General features: G+C 42.5%; 18 protein-coding genes. 2 read left to right on the top strand and 16 right to left on the bottom strand.

Annotation, left to right across the window (positions count from 1 at the left end):
• Window positions 1-16: 16 nt before the first annotated feature.
• The 15 genes from AA0Y26_RS05890 to prsW form a co-directional block, all read right to left on the bottom strand.
• A complete protein-coding gene (locus AA0Y26_RS05890; RefSeq protein WP_413365977.1) occupies window positions 17-751 on the bottom strand; it encodes a heptaprenyl diphosphate synthase component 1 in 735 nt (244 codons plus the stop codon).
• An 86-nt stretch (window positions 752-837) separates the two neighbouring features.
• Complete coding sequence (gene mtrB / locus AA0Y26_RS05885) at window positions 838-1,059, bottom strand: trp RNA-binding attenuation protein MtrB (protein WP_036154463.1); 222 nt, start codon at window positions 1,057-1,059, stop codon at window positions 838-840.
• 60 nt (window positions 1,060-1,119) lie between these two features.
• Window positions 1,120-1,689 (bottom strand): GTP cyclohydrolase I FolE, encoded by a 570-nt coding sequence (folE, locus tag AA0Y26_RS05880; RefSeq protein ID WP_413365974.1) that lies wholly within the window; start codon window positions 1,687-1,689, stop codon window positions 1,120-1,122.
• A gap of 706 nt (window positions 1,690-2,395) precedes the next feature.
• On the bottom strand, window positions 2,396-2,668 hold the full coding sequence (locus AA0Y26_RS05875; protein WP_036154459.1) for an HU family DNA-binding protein: 273 nt from the start codon (window positions 2,666-2,668) through the stop codon (window positions 2,396-2,398).
• A 202-nt stretch (window positions 2,669-2,870) separates the two neighbouring features.
• Window positions 2,871-4,349: a stage IV sporulation protein A gene (gene spoIVA, locus AA0Y26_RS05870; RefSeq protein ID WP_413365972.1), complete on the bottom strand. Its 1,479-nt coding sequence runs from the start codon at window positions 4,347-4,349 to the stop codon at window positions 2,871-2,873.
• A gap of 86 nt (window positions 4,350-4,435) precedes the next feature.
• On the bottom strand, window positions 4,436-5,239 hold the full coding sequence (locus tag AA0Y26_RS05865; RefSeq protein ID WP_413365970.1) for a hypothetical protein: 804 nt from the start codon (window positions 5,237-5,239) through the stop codon (window positions 4,436-4,438).
• Window positions 5,240-5,257: 18 nt separating this feature from the next.
• The gene (locus AA0Y26_RS05860; RefSeq protein WP_413365968.1) at window positions 5,258-5,518 is read right to left on the bottom strand and encodes a DUF2768 domain-containing protein; all 261 of its coding nucleotides are present in this window, start codon (window positions 5,516-5,518) and stop codon (window positions 5,258-5,260) included.
• A 196-nt stretch (window positions 5,519-5,714) separates the two neighbouring features.
• Window positions 5,715-6,728, bottom strand: coding sequence for an NAD(P)H-dependent glycerol-3-phosphate dehydrogenase (locus AA0Y26_RS05855; RefSeq protein WP_413365966.1), 1,014 nt, complete (start codon window positions 6,726-6,728; stop codon window positions 5,715-5,717).
• Window positions 6,729-6,748: 20 nt separating this feature from the next.
• Window positions 6,749-8,059, bottom strand: coding sequence for a ribosome biogenesis GTPase Der (der, locus tag AA0Y26_RS05850; RefSeq protein ID WP_413365965.1), 1,311 nt, complete (start codon window positions 8,057-8,059; stop codon window positions 6,749-6,751).
• Window positions 8,060-8,245: 186 nt separating this feature from the next.
• On the bottom strand, window positions 8,246-9,391 hold the full coding sequence (gene rpsA, locus AA0Y26_RS05845; RefSeq protein ID WP_413365963.1) for a 30S ribosomal protein S1: 1,146 nt from the start codon (window positions 9,389-9,391) through the stop codon (window positions 8,246-8,248).
• A 261-nt stretch (window positions 9,392-9,652) separates the two neighbouring features.
• Entirely contained in the window at window positions 9,653-10,327 is a 675-nt protein-coding gene (cmk, locus tag AA0Y26_RS05840) for a (d)CMP kinase (RefSeq protein WP_413365961.1), read from the bottom strand.
• A 238-nt stretch (window positions 10,328-10,565) separates the two neighbouring features.
• Window positions 10,566-11,222 (bottom strand): flagellar brake protein, encoded by a 657-nt coding sequence (locus tag AA0Y26_RS05835; RefSeq protein WP_413365959.1) that lies wholly within the window; start codon window positions 11,220-11,222, stop codon window positions 10,566-10,568.
• Window positions 11,223-11,303: 81 nt separating this feature from the next.
• Complete coding sequence (locus tag AA0Y26_RS05830) at window positions 11,304-12,557, bottom strand: PepSY1/2 domain-containing protein (protein ID WP_413365957.1); 1,254 nt, start codon at window positions 12,555-12,557, stop codon at window positions 11,304-11,306.
• A 6-nt stretch (window positions 12,558-12,563) separates the two neighbouring features.
• Window positions 12,564-13,307, bottom strand: coding sequence for a spore cortex-lytic enzyme (sleB, locus tag AA0Y26_RS05825; protein ID WP_413368074.1), 744 nt, complete (start codon window positions 13,305-13,307; stop codon window positions 12,564-12,566).
• A gap of 127 nt (window positions 13,308-13,434) precedes the next feature.
• On the bottom strand, window positions 13,435-14,109 hold the full coding sequence (gene prsW, locus AA0Y26_RS05820; RefSeq protein ID WP_413365956.1) for a glutamic-type intramembrane protease PrsW: 675 nt from the start codon (window positions 14,107-14,109) through the stop codon (window positions 13,435-13,437).
• An 88-nt stretch (window positions 14,110-14,197) separates the two neighbouring features.
• On the opposite strand from prsW, the gene AA0Y26_RS05815 reads away from it, so the two are divergent.
• Window positions 14,198-15,166: an asparaginase gene (locus tag AA0Y26_RS05815; protein WP_413365954.1), complete on the top strand. Its 969-nt coding sequence runs from the start codon at window positions 14,198-14,200 to the stop codon at window positions 15,164-15,166.
• Window positions 15,167-15,225: 59 nt separating this feature from the next.
• The gene (locus AA0Y26_RS05810) at window positions 15,226-16,266 is read left to right on the top strand and encodes an acyltransferase (RefSeq protein WP_413365952.1); all 1,041 of its coding nucleotides are present in this window, start codon (window positions 15,226-15,228) and stop codon (window positions 16,264-16,266) included.
• A gap of 105 nt (window positions 16,267-16,371) precedes the next feature.
• Here AA0Y26_RS05810 and AA0Y26_RS05805 read toward each other — a convergent pair whose 3' ends face one another.
• Window positions 16,372-17,334: a YpdA family putative bacillithiol disulfide reductase gene (locus AA0Y26_RS05805; RefSeq protein ID WP_413365950.1), complete on the bottom strand. Its 963-nt coding sequence runs from the start codon at window positions 17,332-17,334 to the stop codon at window positions 16,372-16,374.
• Window positions 17,335-17,390: the final 56 nt, after the last annotated feature.

The following is a 17,390-nucleotide window of genomic DNA, read 5'->3' as shown; positions in this document are numbered from 1 at the left end:
CTTTGTCCACGAACTTTCAAGACACTATGTCGACAATTGCCTCCTTCAGCGCCTCGCTATACGTGCTTGCTTCAAGTGTTGCATTCAATGTTTGTTTACGCTTGCTGATTTCCTGCTGAAGTTCCTTTTCAACAGCTTGTTCTTCAAGACTAAATTGCATACAGCTTACATAGATAGACGGCTTACCTGCTAAAAGAGCATGCAGCTCTCTATTCAAACGAGCCACTGTTAACGCTTCCTGCATAACTTCAAGGTATTCGTCAAACTGATATACATAAAAAAAGCGTTCGATCAGAGCAGTTTCAATAACAGTGAGGACATCTACCCAATCCTGAAAATTCCGGCCTTCTCTCTCATACACCGTTATTTCATGCTCGCAGCGATCTACAATTGCCTCTGATAATCTTCGAATTAACTCAATACTGCCAGTCTGCGCCAGCAATTGATAATAACGTCCGCTATAATAGTCTCCGGATAAAACCGTCAGCTGCTGTTCCTTGGAGGTAGCATCTGTTTCATGGATCTTATCATGTTCCGCCAACGATGCATGGACAATTCCAACCGTCATAGCACTTGTTGTTGTCTCTTCAGTCCATACTTCCCCATTCAGCTTCGGCAACAGCAAAAAAAATAGCTGCTTTTCATTTAACAGCGGTGTGCCAGTGTATTTCAACAGTGTGTTGTGCCGAATATTATCCAATATATATGTTTTCAGTTGACCTACAGCTTGGCCAATCGTTGTTGCATCCATAAATAGTGCTCCATTTCACTAAAGTAACTATGCTCCATTATAGCATAGTCAACTTGGTGTTGTATTGAAATCGCGGATACGGTCTATTACTTTTTTCCGCTACTTTCAACTATCCCGTGGGACGAATGGATCTTTGCCTTCCCGCGAATCTTCATAGCTGAAGTATGTTCTGTAAATTGTGCAATCATTACTTCACCGGCATCCAGCTTTTCTGAATGATGGAATTTTGTATCCGTTCCGCGTGTTAAGCCGATGACATGCACTCCGTCTTCCAACGCCTCAATGATTATATAGTCAGGTTGTGTCATTGCCAACTCTCTCCTCATACCAACAGTTTCTTCATTCATCATAACATAATTCTATATAAATTAAGACATTTGAATAAAGGAAATGATTTCTCGGCGCTTCACATCGTCCGTTTCATAAATACCGCGAGCAACTGAAGTGACCGTTTTTGCACCTGGCTTCTTTAAACCGCGCATTGTCATGCACATATGCTCTGCTTCGACGATAACATAAACCCCTTTTGGTTCTAGCATTTCCATAATTGTATCTGCAACTGTCGACGTAATACGCTCCTGGAGCTGCGGACGACGCGCTACTGACTCTACACAGCGGCCGAGTTTGCTCAGACCCGCTACTTTTCCATCCTTCGGTATGTATGCAACATGGGCTTTCCCATAGAAAGGTACGAGATGATGCTCGCACATTGAATAAAACGGGATATCTTTTACAAGCACCAGCTCCTCATGATCCTCATGAAATACTGTACTGAAATAGTCCCGTGGATCTTCCTGTAATCCACTGAACATCTCCGCATACATTTTGGAAACACGTTTCGGTGTATCGAGCAATCCTTCACGATTTACATCTTCGCCTACTGCCTCTAAAATCATTTTTACCGCTTCTTCAATCTTTTTTAAATCAACATTCGACATAATTGCCTCCTAAAATTCTAAATCGCCGCTGCGAATTTATATCCACCTTTATTACATACCTGCACTCTTATCTATCGCTCCTCTATATACTAGAAGCTCTTTACCAGCTTTAAGAAGAGATCACAGGCTTTCAACATAACACAAGAATCGTAGCACAATCGCCCTACAAGTTCAAAAATGCTTGCTCTATTTATAAAAAATATGTAGAAATTCATACAAGAAAAGTGCATTCACACTTGTTTTGCTGCGACAAGCGCTGGAACACATCACCTAGCGTGCTTGTCACGCGTAGTGCTGGGTGAAGCGACCTCGAGCAGCAAGTGTGAATGCCTAGACATTTTTTCAACTCTGGAAATTCTGCTTCTTCTTTGAAGAAAAGTGCATTCACACTTGTTTTGCTGCGACAAGCGCTGGAACACATCACCTAGCGTGCTTGTCACGCACAGGGATAAAAGAGTGAAGGCTTAAAGCGTCGTGTCTTGCGGCAACTTACAATATCCTGTGAGTCCGAAGCACGTTTGCTTTACTAGTTATTTAACAGGAAACATCTCGACTTCTTCTATATCATTCACGCCTCAGCGTAATTAATTGCATGCTCATTCACCTAACTATTTATAAGGGGTTAGTATTCAGTTAATAAAAGTTAAAAAAGAGCAGCCTCCATGCAAAATCATGGAAGGCTGCTCTATGTAACTACGGATGTGTATTATTTTACAGCATCTTTAAGCGCTTTACCTGGTTTGAAAGCAGGTACCTTGCTCGCAGCGATTTCGATCTCGTCACCTGTTTGTGGGTTACGACCTTTACGAGCTGCGCGTTCGCGTACCTCGAAGTTACCAAAACCGATTAATTGTACTTTGTCACCCTTTGCAAGAGCATCTTGAATTGTATCAAATACAGCTTCAACTGCTTTAGAAGCGTCCTTTTTAGAAAGACCTGCAGCTTCAGCAACAGAGTTTACTAATTCTGTTTTATTCACACCATTCACCTCCTCTCAAAGGGTCATGAACCTAAATCATGTAAAAAGATTAACATAAGAGAAACCGCTCTGCAACTGTAATTAACCGGTTTTTTCGCGTTATCGGTGCTTTTTTCGAAGAAAATGAAAAAGAACAGTGCAAAATTACTAATTTTGTCACCGTTCTAAGTAAAAATCTATCCTGTTTTTTTCCTTACCCTTTTTAAATTACAAACGTTACAATGCCTCTCTCGCCTTCATTTACCATACGCTCGATTGTGAGACGCATACGTTCTTTGGCATTTTTAGGGATAGCATCCATCTTATAGCGGATGCTTTCTTTCAGCACCTCATGAAGAGGTGTTCCGAATAATTGTGTATTCCAAAGCGCTTCTCGATCATGCTGGAAAGCATATTTTAGATCCTTCAGTAATTGCTGGCTGTGGAATTCCGAACCGATGAGCGGTGAAAACTCTGATCCCATATCAATCCGGATAATATGATATGAAGCCGCTTTTGCCTTCATACGCACGCCGTAGAAGTTATTTTGCTGGATGAGCTCAGGTTCGCTTGGCGAGAATTCGTCCATCGTCGGCAATGTCACCCCGTAGCCATCTCTTCTCGCCTGCTCGATGGCATCCTTGAAGCGCTTCTGTTCTTCTTTTGCCTGTGCCGATTCCTTGATAAACAGGAGCCATTCTTTTTTCGTATCTACCGGCTCCGTCAGCCATTCATTGCACACGGACTTGTACGTATCGCCCGTAATGTCCAGACGGATAGTTGCTGCACCGAGACCAGGGTCCACCTCCTGCAGCTCACATTTTTCTACAAAGTCGATTTGCGACAGCACGTTCGTTGCATGCTCTACATCCCGGATTTTACCGATCACAGATGTCATATGCTCGATTGCCTCGTTCAATGCCAGGTTAAGTGGATGAATATCTTCCAGGACATCCAGCCAATCCGGCTTTTCTACATCAATAACTTCAACTGGAAACTCATATAGTGCCTCCTGCAAAATATAAGTGATATCCTTTTTCGATAGCTGCTCGATTGCAACAGCATGCACCGGCACATTGTATCTCTCCAGCAATTCGTTACGTAGCCGAATCGTATTTTCATGGGCAGGCATCGTACTATTCAATACAATAACAAATGGCTTTCCGATTTCCTGAAGTTCCTCAATTACCTGTCTTTCAGCGACTTCTGCAGCAGAACGCTTAATACCATTTACCGTTCCATCGGTCGTTACTACAACCCCAATGTTCGCATGATCACGAATAACTTTATCTGTACCGATTTTTGCTGCCTCTTGGAATGGAATAGGTTCATTATGCCAAGGTGTCTGAACAAACTTCGGCCCATTCTCATCCTCATACCCTTTTACCCCGTCAATAACATACCCTACACAGTCTGCCAGCCTAATACGAAACGATAAACCATTGTCTCCAATCGCAATCTGAGCACTTTGTGCAGGAACGAATTTCGGCTCAGCCGTCATAATGACCGGTCCAGGCGAACTTTGCGGCAGCTCGTCCAATGCACGCTTCCGTTCATCATCAAATTCGATGTTCGGCAGCACTACCATTTCCATTACTTTTTTGACAAACGTTGATTTCCCAACTCGAACAGGACCCACAACACCGATATATACATCTCCATTTGTGCGTTCAGCCAACTGTTTAAATACTTGTTCTGACATACGGCTCCCCCTTTACGTATTATCATTGTATGAATTCCATAACAAAATATGAAAAATGCTTCTCGTAAATTACGAGAAGCATTCCATTATTTTTCGCTATCTTCTTGTTTGTCTTGTTCTAGTTCTTGCTGTTGCTGACGCAGCTGCTCTTTTCGTTCTTCTCTTTCAGTCACTGGATCATACATAAAGACTACTTCATTTTTTTCATTTACAGTGTAAGGCAATGAATAAGCGGGCACTACCGGATATTCATCTGCAAGCAGATGACGGATATCTTCCCCTTGGGCAGGCTTCAGCCCTTTATCATTAATAAATTGCTGTAAATCAATCGAATAATCCACATACACATCCCCATCACTCGACACAACAAGCGGCAAAAGGCTGCTTGAATACGGACTATCCACTGCTACATCTGTTTTATAGCCAATATTATCAAAGTTGATTGTATAGACATAATCCGCAATGCGCTCTTTAAACTGAGGGTATTCTGTAGCCATGAACCGGATATTCACTTCGCGCAGACGCTCCGTCATTCGAAGGTCAATCAATTTAACAGTCGGTTTTTCTTCCGCATTCCAAATGACATATTGGAAGATTCCTCCCTGTTCAAATGAGTTATCTGGCGATTTTACAAGATACCCCCCGTTCGCAAGCTTCGAAAAGTCAATTTGATATTTGACAAATAGGTCGGTATCTTCTTCACTATTTTTAATCGGCAAGACACCTGTATCCTGTTGATATGCATCTACCGCACGCTGTACGGAATTTATCAGGTCTAAATCGGGAGTCTGCTGTACTCTTTGCTGCTCTTCATCCTTATATAAGCTGCCGCACGCTGACAGGATGATTGATACTGTCAGGGCAAGACCGATTAGCAGGTACTTTTTCATTTTTTCACCTTCCATCTTTTAAGCCGGCCATGTTGCAACGACCAGCACCATTAAAATTGTTCCAATGAAGAATAAACCAAAAGCAATCAGTCTGAAAATTAGTGATAAAAATCCATTATGTACCCATTTACGTACCGCAGATACGATTAAAACGGAAACGAGCATCAGCCCTATGGAGTAAAAAGAAACCCACATAACATCCATAGCAGGCATTGCCGCCAGCGGACCGCGTGCATTTAGGACAAACATCGAGTAATCCATTGATAAAACTGGATTCAAAGAAAAAACCGCCTTTCCTGTTTCAAATGTTCACACTGCTAGTAATTATACCGTTTTCTTACATAAAAGAATAGGAGACACATACGCGTGCCTCCTATATTTGTGAACAAATTATTAAAATTCTCTCGACATCTGCATTCTAAACTATCGAATGAAAGTTAGAACTTATTATTAGACAGAAATTTGTCGGGTGCACTTAGCGAAGCTCGTCAATTTCTGCCTTTTTCATACGGATCATCAGTTCATCGACAGCCTGCTTCGGCTCCTTGTCGTTAAACAAGACATCGTAGAGTGCCGTTGTAATTGGCATTGGCACATCGTATTCCTGTGCCAATTGATAAGCCGCTTTCGTCGTACGTACACCTTCAACGACCATTCCCATTTGCTCAAGCACCTCTTTTAGCTTTAAGCCTTTTCCAAGCATATTGCCTGCCCGCCAATTGCGGGAATGGACACTTGTACATGTAACAATCAAATCACCCATGCCTGTCAGTCCAGCAAATGTAAAAGGATTTCCGCCCATCTTGACACCAAGACGTGTAATTTCAGCAAGCCCTCGCGTAATAAGCGCTGCCTTTGCATTGTCCCCGTATGATAATCCATCTGTAATTCCGGCTGCGAGTGCTATTACATTTTTCAAAGCTCCGCCCATTTCGACACCGACAACGTCATCGTTCGTGTAAACACGGAAGTATTGACTCATGAATAAATCCTGCACCTTTTCTGCTGCTTCAAGTGACGCTGACGCTGCCGTTACTGTCGTTGGGTGCTGCAGGACAACCTCTTCCGCATGGGAAGGCCCTGATAACACAACAATTTCCTCAATCAGCTCCGATTTAATGCTTTCTTTCATTAATTCAGAAATACGCAGCAATGAATCCGGCTCAATTCCCTTTGAAACGTGGACAAATAGCTTCGGTTCCATCAACAGCTTAGAGATTTCACCGCAGACTTCCCGTATTGCTTTTGTCGGTACTGCGACAACGATCGTCTTGCCGTGTCCCGCAGCCTCCTCAAGAGACGCTGTAGCACGCAGACCAGCCGGCAATACTGTGTTTGGTAAATATTTTTTATTTGTATGTTCAGTGTTAATTTCCTCTGCTTGATCCTGACGATGGGTCCATAAAAGTGTATCATGGCCATTTTCGGCTAATACAATGGCCAGCGCCGTCCCCCAAGATCCAGCCCCCAATACCGTTACCTGTTCCATCCAATCTCCCCCTTACCGAATTAATCACGCGCACGTGTAATTAAACGAATTGGAGTTCCCTCAAAGTCAAATGTTTCACGGATGCGGTTCTCTAAGAAACGCTCATAAGAGAAGTGCATCAGCTCTGGGTCATTGACAAATACAACAAATGTCGGCGGCTTGATCGCTACCTGCGTCGCATAATAAATGCGCAGACGACGGCCTTTATCCGCTGGAGCCGGATTACGAGCCACCGCATCCTCGATTACCTCATTTAGGATAGAAGACTGAATACGCATCGCATGGTTTTCACTTACACGCTGAATAACAGGCAGAATCTGATGTACACGCTGTTTTGTTTTTGCAGATACGAAAACAAGCGGTGCATAGTCAAGGAATAGGAAATGCTCACGGATTTGCTGTGTATAGAAATTCATCGTCTTTTCATCTTTTTCAATGGCATCCCATTTGTTAACAACAATAACGATCGCTTTTCCTGCTTCATGTGCATAACCGGCAATTTTCTTGTCCTGCTCTTGAATACCTTCATCAGCATTCAGTACGACCAACACAACGTCTGAGCGTTCAATCGCTCGTAATGCACGTAATACAGAGTACTTCTCCGTCGTTTCGTACACCTTTCCTTTTTTACGCATTCCCGCTGTGTCAATGATGACATACTCTTGGTCCTCATACGTATATGGTGTATCGATCGCGTCACGAGTCGTTCCCGCAATATCCGAGACGATAACGCGGTCCTGTCCTAGAAATGCGTTTACTAATGAAGATTTTCCGACGTTTGGACGACCGATCAAGGAGAACTTGATGACATCTTCATCGTATTGTGTTTCATCTTCCTTCGGGAAATGTTTTGCACACTCATCCAATAAATCCCCAAGTCCAATACCGTGCGATCCTGAAATCGGAAACGGATCGCCAAAGCCTAGCGAATAAAAATCATAAATCATTTCACGCATGTCTGGGTTGTCAATCTTATTAACTGCCAGTACAATGGGCTTTTTCGTTTTATATAAAATCTTTGCAACCTGCTCATCAGCAGCAGTCACACCTTCACGGCCATTCGTCATAAAGATAATGACATCCGCTTCGTCAATGGCAATTTCTGCCTGTTGGCGGATTTGCTCTAAAAACGGTTCGTCCCCGATTTCAATCCCGCCTGTATCAATAATATTGAATTCATGTGCTAACCAATCTGCCGAACTATAAATACGGTCACGTGTTACCCCTGGAATATCTTCCACGATTGAGACACGCTCTCCAACAATACGGTTGAAAATTGTCGATTTACCTACGTTCGGACGACCAACGATGGCGATTACTGGTTTTGTCATCTGTTATCATCCTTCCAAACTTCTTCTCAAATGTGTATTATACATCAATCTTGACAGTATAGCATGTTTTCACAACATTCAAAACCGCTTCCGTTATTTATTATGATACCCTCCCGCAGCTTATTTTAAAGAAAGCCGATAAAAAAAACAGACGGGCCTTATAGCTCGTCTGTTTTACTCTATTGCTTATTTTTCTGTAAACTTCTTCAGCTGATCCCCAATGACATCACTGAATGAGAAGCCTGTGTTTTCTTCCGGCAGTTCGTAGTCGAACTCCTCTTCCTTATCCGGATTTTCGATCAAATCTTTAATGTTCAATGATAGACGGCGTTCCGCTTCATTGACATCCAGTACCTTCACTTGTACTTCCTGGCCTTCTTTCAACGCTTCGTGCGGTGTGTTGATGTGTTTGTGCGAAATTTGTGAAATGTGTACAAGCCCTTCAATTCCAGGGAACACTTCTACAAAAGCACCAAATGACACAAGGCGTTTGACCTTACCAGTCAAAATAGAGCCTTTAGAAGCCTTTTCTTCTACACCAGACCAAGGTCCAGGTAATGTTTCTTTAATGGATAGGGCGATTCTTTCATTATCATAATCGACTGAAAGAACCTTTACCTTTACTTCTTGTCCTTCTGAAAGAACTGCAGACACATCATCTACATGCTCATGTGCTACTTGAGAGATATGCACAAGGCCGTCGATTCCACCTAGATCTACGAAAGCACCAAAGCTTGCTAGACGCTGTACTTTGCCGTCTAGAACATCGCCTTCCTTGATATTATGGATGACTTCTTTTTTCTTAGAAGCCTTTTCCTCTTCCACAACAGCGCGGTGAGATAAAATTAAGCGGCCCTTCTCTTGGTCAAGCTCGGTAATTTTAAAGCTCATTGTTTTGCCTTTGTAGTCCTCGAAATCCTCTACAAAATAATCTTCTACTAACGATGCAGGAACAAAGCCACGCACACCTAAATCAACGACTAAGCCGCCCTTCACTACATCCTTCACTTCGGCTTCGAATACTTCGCCTGATTCATATTTCTGAATTAGTTCATCCCATGCCTTCAACGCATCTACTTTACGTTTTGACAGCACGAAGTTTTCCTCTTCTACCTTAGTGATCATCAGTTCTAGTGTATCCCCCACCGATACGGCATCAGAAGCCTTTTCGATGTGTAAGCTTGATAGTTCGCTAATTGGGACAATCCCATCGAATGGAGCACCTTCTATTGTAACTGTTACTGATTTTTCCTCTACTTGCTCAGCAACACCCTTTACGATATCTCCTTCTTGAAATCCTTCGTTTACACTTAAGTTCATTTCTTCAGACATATGTAACCCTCCTTCGCATCTTCCACTTTTTATTTTATTCGAAAATAAATATAAAAACAAAAAATTTCCCTTTTTTTCAGAAATTTCATGTAATCGCTTAGGAAAAATCCATTTTTCTTCCTTCTTGAAACACATTGAACACTGGAAATCTCTGATTAGCACATTTTTAACTCATGGAAAAATAAGAATGTCCTTGAGCGGTAAGTGCCGTTATCTACACATTACCCCCAACTTGGGTAATTCATGCTCATTTTCGAGAGATTATGCCATTTTTTCTTTTGCTAATTTTAAAATGGCTGCTGCAGCCTCGTCAATTGATAGCTCTGTCGTGTCGAGGAAGAGCGCATCTTCAGCTTGAATGAGCGGCGATGCTTCCCGTTCACTATCCTTTTTATCCCGCAGTGAGATTTCCTCTACCAGACTTTCGATTGTGGATGGAATGCCTCGCTTTTCGTTATCTAATTGACGTCGGCGGGCACGTTCCTCTACGGAAGCAGACATGAAAACTTTTAACTCTGCTTTCGGTAAAACATGTGTGCCGATGTCACGCCCGTCCATTACGACGCCGCCCTGCGCGGCAAGCTGCTGCTGCATGGCTACGAGGATTTCACGGATATTCGCATAAGCAGCTACCTGAGACACATTAGCTGTCACTTCATTAGAACGAATAGGTGCGGACACATTTTCTCCATCAACAAACACAAGTTGTCCTTCATTCGAAGGCTGCAAACGGATTTCTGTTGCACGAAGCATTTCTTCCAGAGCTGCTGCGTCTTCTAATTGTATGTCTGTGCGAAGTGCTTTATACGTTACAGCTCGATACATCGCACCTGTATCGATATACGTATAGCCTAATTTTTCTGCCACAATTTTTGCAATTGTACTTTTACCTGCTCCCGCTGGACCGTCAATCGCAATTTGAATATTTTTTGCCATAAATAATCCCTACTTTCCTTCCCCATTGTACCATATTCCCTGATAAATTGACCTGTCTAAACGCTAGATGTACGGACCACTTTTCGACATTTTTCTAATTCTCCTATCCTTGCTGTCAGAAAGCTCAATCACACTTTTTAATAAGTCCACAGCTCTCGACAAATGCCTTCTTCTTACCCCGGATTCACGTATAAGTGGATTATATTCCAGCATAAAGAAAGCCACCGTTATCGGTGGCTTATACTGGCGTATTCATTTCTTTTCTGCGAAGCTCTAGCTGACGTTCAAAGCAGAACCGTACAATATACTGCTTATCTAGATCATCTGTGTCTTTAAATTCCATAGAAGCATAACGCTTTCCATCCCTATCAAATACGCGGACGACTCGTGCATCTGTTATGACATAGCGCATATCACCGTTCATATACGGCAAAACAATTGTCAGCTGAACAACGTCTCCATCTGTGAAAGCTGCGTGATTGTTCATGCTTACCAATACCCCTCCAGCACTTATGTCTGCTGCCACAAATTGACTGAAGCGCTCCTCATATCCTACGGCGATATCCACCGCTGTTTCTACCCGGACATATTCTCTGCGCTGAATTTTTATGAACTCTTCTTCCGGCGGGGTTGCCAGCATAATCATCGGGATATTTCCCTTTTTACGCCCAAGCACCTCAGTATTAAAGGCAAAGCTCTGCTTCGCTTCTGTATGAAAGGTAGCACGAAATTGCGCACCGTCTACTAAAAAAGCAGTTCTTTTTGTTTCTGTATTGACAGGGTAATCGATATAGATGGCATGCTCACTTTGCTCCACAACCTTGCAGCGAAGCTTTTCAACACTATCCGTATACGTGGGCTCCAATATCAACATTGTCCCGATTTTAAGTTCCATGCTAATCCCCTCAAACTTCTTATAGTAGATATATTATGGCATGGATTTGGTAATTTTTCTAGATAAACAGGATTTTTTTCATCAGACTAATTGCTCAACCTGCACTACTTTATGGGTATCCGCATCTATTAACACACGGAATGTTTCATTGGCTTCATCACTCAAGCGTGCCACTACTTCATAGCAAAGTACCAGCTCATGGCCTGAACCTTCTGTATAGACAAGCTTTGTTTCTTCAACGCTCACGTTATCGGCAAAATAAGTTGCCATATCAAGCTCTTTAGCCGTTGTGTCAGGAAGTGTTTCCTTTTGTATATATTCCATTGCATTGATTCCTAACAGCTCTCCCGTATCTTTTGCAAGCTTCAACTGGATGCTATCTGGATAGACGAGTGCATCCCCTGCTTTACGCGTGAAAACAAAGTGCCATGCTTCATGATTTTCTCGTGCTTCCACATAAACAACGTCCTTATAGCCCGCCTGCTGTAAAAAGTCCGTCGCCATCTCACGTGCTTGCTGCTGTGTTACTTGTGGATCATTGGCCGGACGCTCCAGCAAGAAGGAAAGGACATGGCCGCCTTTTTTGGTAATATCTGCGTACCCTAAACGGGAGCCGCGTGCAAATTGCACATGATAAAATGGGTAGGCTGCGTCGTCTGCATTCATTGACACAGTTAACGTCGCCCCCTCAGTGGCAGGGAATAAATCATGTATCCTTTGAAGCGCTTCTTCTTTTGTCACTTCTTTGTCCGTTAAATGAACAAGATCCCGCTTCTTTTCATAATCCGACTCACTGGCTGTAAGAGGGAAATCCGTTTCCTGATAACTTTTTAAATTGGCTGAAACCGTCTGGAATGGAGAATCACCTTCCTCTAGAAGGCCATCCGCCCATGTATCATAATTACTGTCTGTTGAGAAAAATCTCGCAGTTGCCACATTCCACTCTTCTTTTAAACCATTCATATTTTGAGCGATTGCCTGCCAGTCCTCCTGCGTACCGCTTTTTGCCTGGTCTCCCATTCGCCCAAGATAGCCCATCATATCATTTGCTACACCGCTGTGAATCGGCAGCTTCCCAATGGAGTTGCGAAGGTCATTGCTTATTCGCCAAACTGACTGCATCTCACTATCACGTGCCTCTCCCTCCTCAAAAAGCTGAGCCTGATTGATGGCCTGTGACAACTGAGTCATTTTTGCAGAGGCAGCTGCCATTTCATTTGTATAATAAGCATGCATTGTCTGCTTAAGCTCCGTGTTTTCATCCGTTAAATTCACTGCATATAGCAGCACCGCGACAAACAAAATACCAACTAAATAAAGAGTATTTTTCATCATCCACCTCTAGTAGCAGAAAATATGCTCACCAATCTGTTTAATTTGTGGTCTTGACCAGATCCATGCACTTGTTGCTGTTTCTGGGTTAAAATAATATAAGGCATTTTCAGTTGGGTCCCATCCGTTCATCGCATCTAAAACAGCCTGTTTGGCACGATCATTCGGTTCAAGCCAAATCTGTCCATCTGCTACAGCTGTAAATGCTCGCGGCTGGAAGATAATTTCTGAAATTGTATTTGGAAATTCATTAGATTCCAGGCGATTTAAAATTACCGCCGCAACAGCGACCTGCCCTTCATACGGCTCGCCGCGCGCTTCACCATATACAGCGTTTGCCATCAGCTGTAAGTCCTGCTCAGAGTATTTGCCCGGCAGCTGAACTTGACTATTCTTTGTTCCTTGCTTCACCTGCTGTTCTAGCGGAATACCGCCATAATGAGTGAAGCGTGTACCTTTATTAATCTGTTCCATCACCCATGCTCTGTTATAGTCGGAGTTGTTGACGAGCACCTTTTTTGTATCGGTCCCTGCTATGCCATCGACCTTCAGCCCATAATCGGACTGGAAGTTTCTCAGTGCCCAGTACGTACCATAGCCGAAGACGCCATCAATATTACCTTCGTAATATCCGATATACTGCAGCCTTGCCTGTAATTCAATGACATCGTCACCAAAAGCTCCCCGCTCCACAATTTGGGAGGAGAAGGCGTTGGCCTGCAATGGGATGAGCGAAATGATCAATAAATACATAACTAAAATTGATGATGACCATTTTTTTATCATCGCGAATCACTCCTTTTTACGTAGGATGGAAAATCAGCCAAGTTTTATACACACAAAAAAGCTTTTGTTCACAAAAGTTGTAAACAAAAGCTTTTTAGATTCTATTATTTTCATATAAATGTTGAACGAGGTGTCTATGCGCTTGTTTCACCTTGCGCAGCCCAAACCACCATAAAAACAACATAAACGGCAACATCAAGTAAACGAGATGACCCTTCAGCGTTAAAATTGTGTTATAACTAAGATGCAGGAGAACCGGTGCTAAAAATGCAAGCAACAGGTACTCTAGTTGTTTATTATCCTTTGAAAATTTACTTTTCCCGAAATAATAGCCCATGACAACGCCAAATAGCGCATGGCTTGATACAGGGAGAATCGCTCGTAAAAAGGCAGTATCAATACCGAATGATAAGAGGTAAAGAACATTTTCAACCGTTGCAAAGCCAAGAGAAACAGCGGCACCATATAAGATGCCATCGTAAGGGTCATCAAACTCGACATGTCGTAAAATGGCAACAAAAATGACAAACCATTTGAAGAATTCTTCGATGGAGCTCGTAAAAATAACATCCGACACATAAGGATGCGAGAAGGTTCCCTCTTCTTCCAAAACGTATTGGATGAACATAATAGGGAATGTAATAATCGCACCATATATAAAGGTATGAAGAAGCGTTCGCCGCGGCTCCGTCGACATCTGGTTCCGCAGATAAAAATAACTGAGAAGGGCCAGACCTGGCGCAATGGCAGCTGATATTAAAATGAACATGTCTAGGACCCTCCTTATATTCTGAAAAAATTTCCCTTTTTATTATAGCAAAAACATCTACAAGAAAGTGTAAACAGGAGGTTTTCTTATGAAAAAAAATATTCTGCTTATTCATACAGGCGGTACAATTTCAATGAAAATGGGTGAAGAAGGGGCAGTATTAATCAATGAACGTAATCCGCTCATCGGTGCAAAAGAAACACTGGCAGGCTATGCTAATATAGTAGAAGTGGAAGCATTCAATCTTCCCTCCCCACATATTACACCGTTGGAAATGCTCACATTGCGCAATTTAATTATCGAACAGACACAATTATACGCAATTGATGGAGTAGTTATTACCCATGGTACAGATACATTGGAGGAAACAGCTTATTTTCTAGATTTGACAACTCGTTTCGACTTCCCGATTGTTTTAACAGGAGCAATGAGATCCTCTAATGAACTTGGTGCAGACGGTGTCTATAATCTTATTGAGGCAATTCGAGTAGCCTGCGACGACAAGGCACGCGATAAAGGTGTTCTTGTTGTGATGAATGATGAAATTCATCAGGCATTCAACATCACAAAAACTTCGACTTCCAGTGTGAACACGTTCCAAAGTCCACAATACGGACCGATTGGATTAGTGACGAAAAAAGCGGTGCATATCCAGCAGCAGCCCGTTCGCCGACAATATGTCCCGCTTGACGAGGTTTCAAAACGAGTGGCGCTTCTGAAGGTATATGCCGGGATGGAAGCTGATATCCTTGAATCGATTGTTGCGTCTGGTTATGACGGCCTTGTCCTAGAAGGTCTCGGTCAAGGAAATGTGCCTCCTGCTGTAGCACAAGTAATTGAAAAGCTTGTGGCTAATAATATTCCCGTTGTTCTCGTTTCCCGCTGCTTCAACGGCATTGCTGAAGGAGTATACGGGTATGACGGCGGTGGTAAACAACTAGAAGATATGGGTGTCATTTTTGCCAATGGCATTAATGGCCAAAAAGCACGTCTCAAGCTGTTAATTGGCATTAACCAAGCACATAAGCCAATCGATCTAAAAGTATTTTTCGCCTAATATATACTTCCTTATGGTTTCATAATAAAATAGTTCTTATTAATCAAAAGAGGTGTTTTATGAAACCACGGATATTTTATATGGAGTATTTGCGGACAATCGCCATAATGGGTGTATTGTTTATCCATGCAGCCGCTCCATATGCATCGATGTATAAAGAAATCGATTTTTCGATGTGGGAGGCAGGCATCATTTACAATAGTTTGGCCAGATGGTGCGTCCCAGTTTTCTTCATGATTTCGGGCGCACTTTTACTCGGAAGAAAGGAGGAGCCGCTGAAGGATTTTTTCACAAAACGAGCGAATAAAATCCTCATTCCCTTTCTATTCTGGTCGGTAGTCTACTACCTGTGGCGTGTCTATATCGTATACAATAGCGCTGCATCCTTTGAAGAATTTAAAGAACTTTTTTTAAATGCAAACATCTATTATCATCTATGGTATTTCTACGCCCTGATTGCCATTTACTTGCTCGTTCCGATGTTTAATGTATTTTGCCGGCATGCAAGCCAGCAGATTGTAGGCTATACAGTCGGGCTGTATCTGCTGTTTTTCGGGATTTTCCGCTATTATGAATTTCTCGTACCAAATAAGCTTGTTGATTATTTCCCGTTCACAGAATTCATTGGGATGATTCTTTTAGGTTTCTATTTAGGAAGGTACGACCAATCTCAAAAGATGCGTACTATTATTTATATCGCAGGTTTTGTCGGCGCCGCCGCCACAATTTTACGCACAAATTCATTCGCTTTCGACCAAGGCGAATTTTCCAGCTATGCATTTGGCTATGCCACTCCAAACGTACTAGCGATGGCGATTGCCCTATTCGTCTTCTTCAAACGCTTCATCACAAAGAAGCAGAAGCAGAACGAACAGTTTGCCCCAAGCAAATTGCTAATGCAGATTTCCTGGACGAGCTTTGGTATTTATCTTGTGCATCCTATTTTCCTTGATATCATCCGCCCTTTTTTCTATAACGATGAGGGGATTCTTATCCATCCTGCCATGGGTATCCCTCTGCAGGCGGTCATCATCCTCTTCTTATCATTAATTACGATACTGATTTTATCTAAAATCCCTTATTTAAAAAGAATTGTATAAAAAAGAAGGAGTCTCAAAATGTCAGGCGAGACTCCTTTTCCATGAAAGAAACACCATCACGCTGTTTCTTTCATTTTCTATTAGAGAGGGGTGATCATGCTTAAATTATTGCCCCTCTTTAATTTTATCAGCAATTAGTTTGCCGTGAAAACGGCCGTTTTCGATAAAAATCTCATTGGCATTGTTACCGGCAGCGATCACACCTGCAATAAATAAGTTTTCTACATTCGTTTCCATTGTCTGTGGATCGAAGTGCGGGCGCCCTGTCTCCTCATCGATGTTGACACCCATATTACGGATAAAATCATGATCCGGGTGATAACCTGTCATGGCAAAGACAAAATCATTTTTCAATACTCGCTCCTCACCTTCTACATCGATCACAACCTCATTTTCACGAATTTCCTTCACACAGCTGTCAAATAGCATATCGATTTCCTCATTACGGACACAGGCATCGAATTCTGGCAGCACCCATGGCTTGACGCTAGGCGAATACTCACTTCCACGATAAATAACCGTCACACGGGCTTTGGCCTTATTCAGCTCAAGGGCAGCATCCACAGCAGAGTTTTTACCGCCGATTACAACAACATCCGTATCAAAAAATTCATGTGCCTCTTTAAAATAGTGGTAGACCTTCGGCAAATCCTCTCCTGGAATACCAATATAATTCGGACTGTCATAATATCCAGTTGCAATTACGACATAGGGTGCTTCGTACTGATCTTTCGAAGTAGAGACGACAAAGCGATCCCCCTTCTTCTCCACGTGCTCTACCTTTTCAAAGCGGTTCACTTGAATGTTTTTTGCTTTCACCACTTCACGGTAATAGACGAGTGCCTGATTGCGGCGAGGCTTACGTTCCTCAATAATAAACGGCACATCGCCAATCGCCAGTTTTTCACTCGTACTGAAAAACGTCTGGTGCGTTGGATAATTGTAAATGGCGTTAACAATATTTCCTTTTTCAATTACTACGGGTTCTAGACCGATTTGTTGTAGCTCGATTGCTGCAGATAATCCACAAGGACCTCCGCCGACAATTACTGCATCTACTTTTTGCATAAACAACCTTCCTTTTTCTTGATCCAATTACTCTTAGTTTACCCCTTTTTTCCCGT

Origin of the sequence: Lysinibacillus canaveralius (assembly GCF_047301505.1) — a bacterium.
Taxonomy (GTDB): domain Bacteria; phylum Bacillota; class Bacilli; order Bacillales_A; family Planococcaceae; genus Lysinibacillus_B.
The sequence above is the reverse complement of the archived record's forward strand: the minus strand, read 5'-3'. Positions and strand labels throughout refer to the sequence as shown.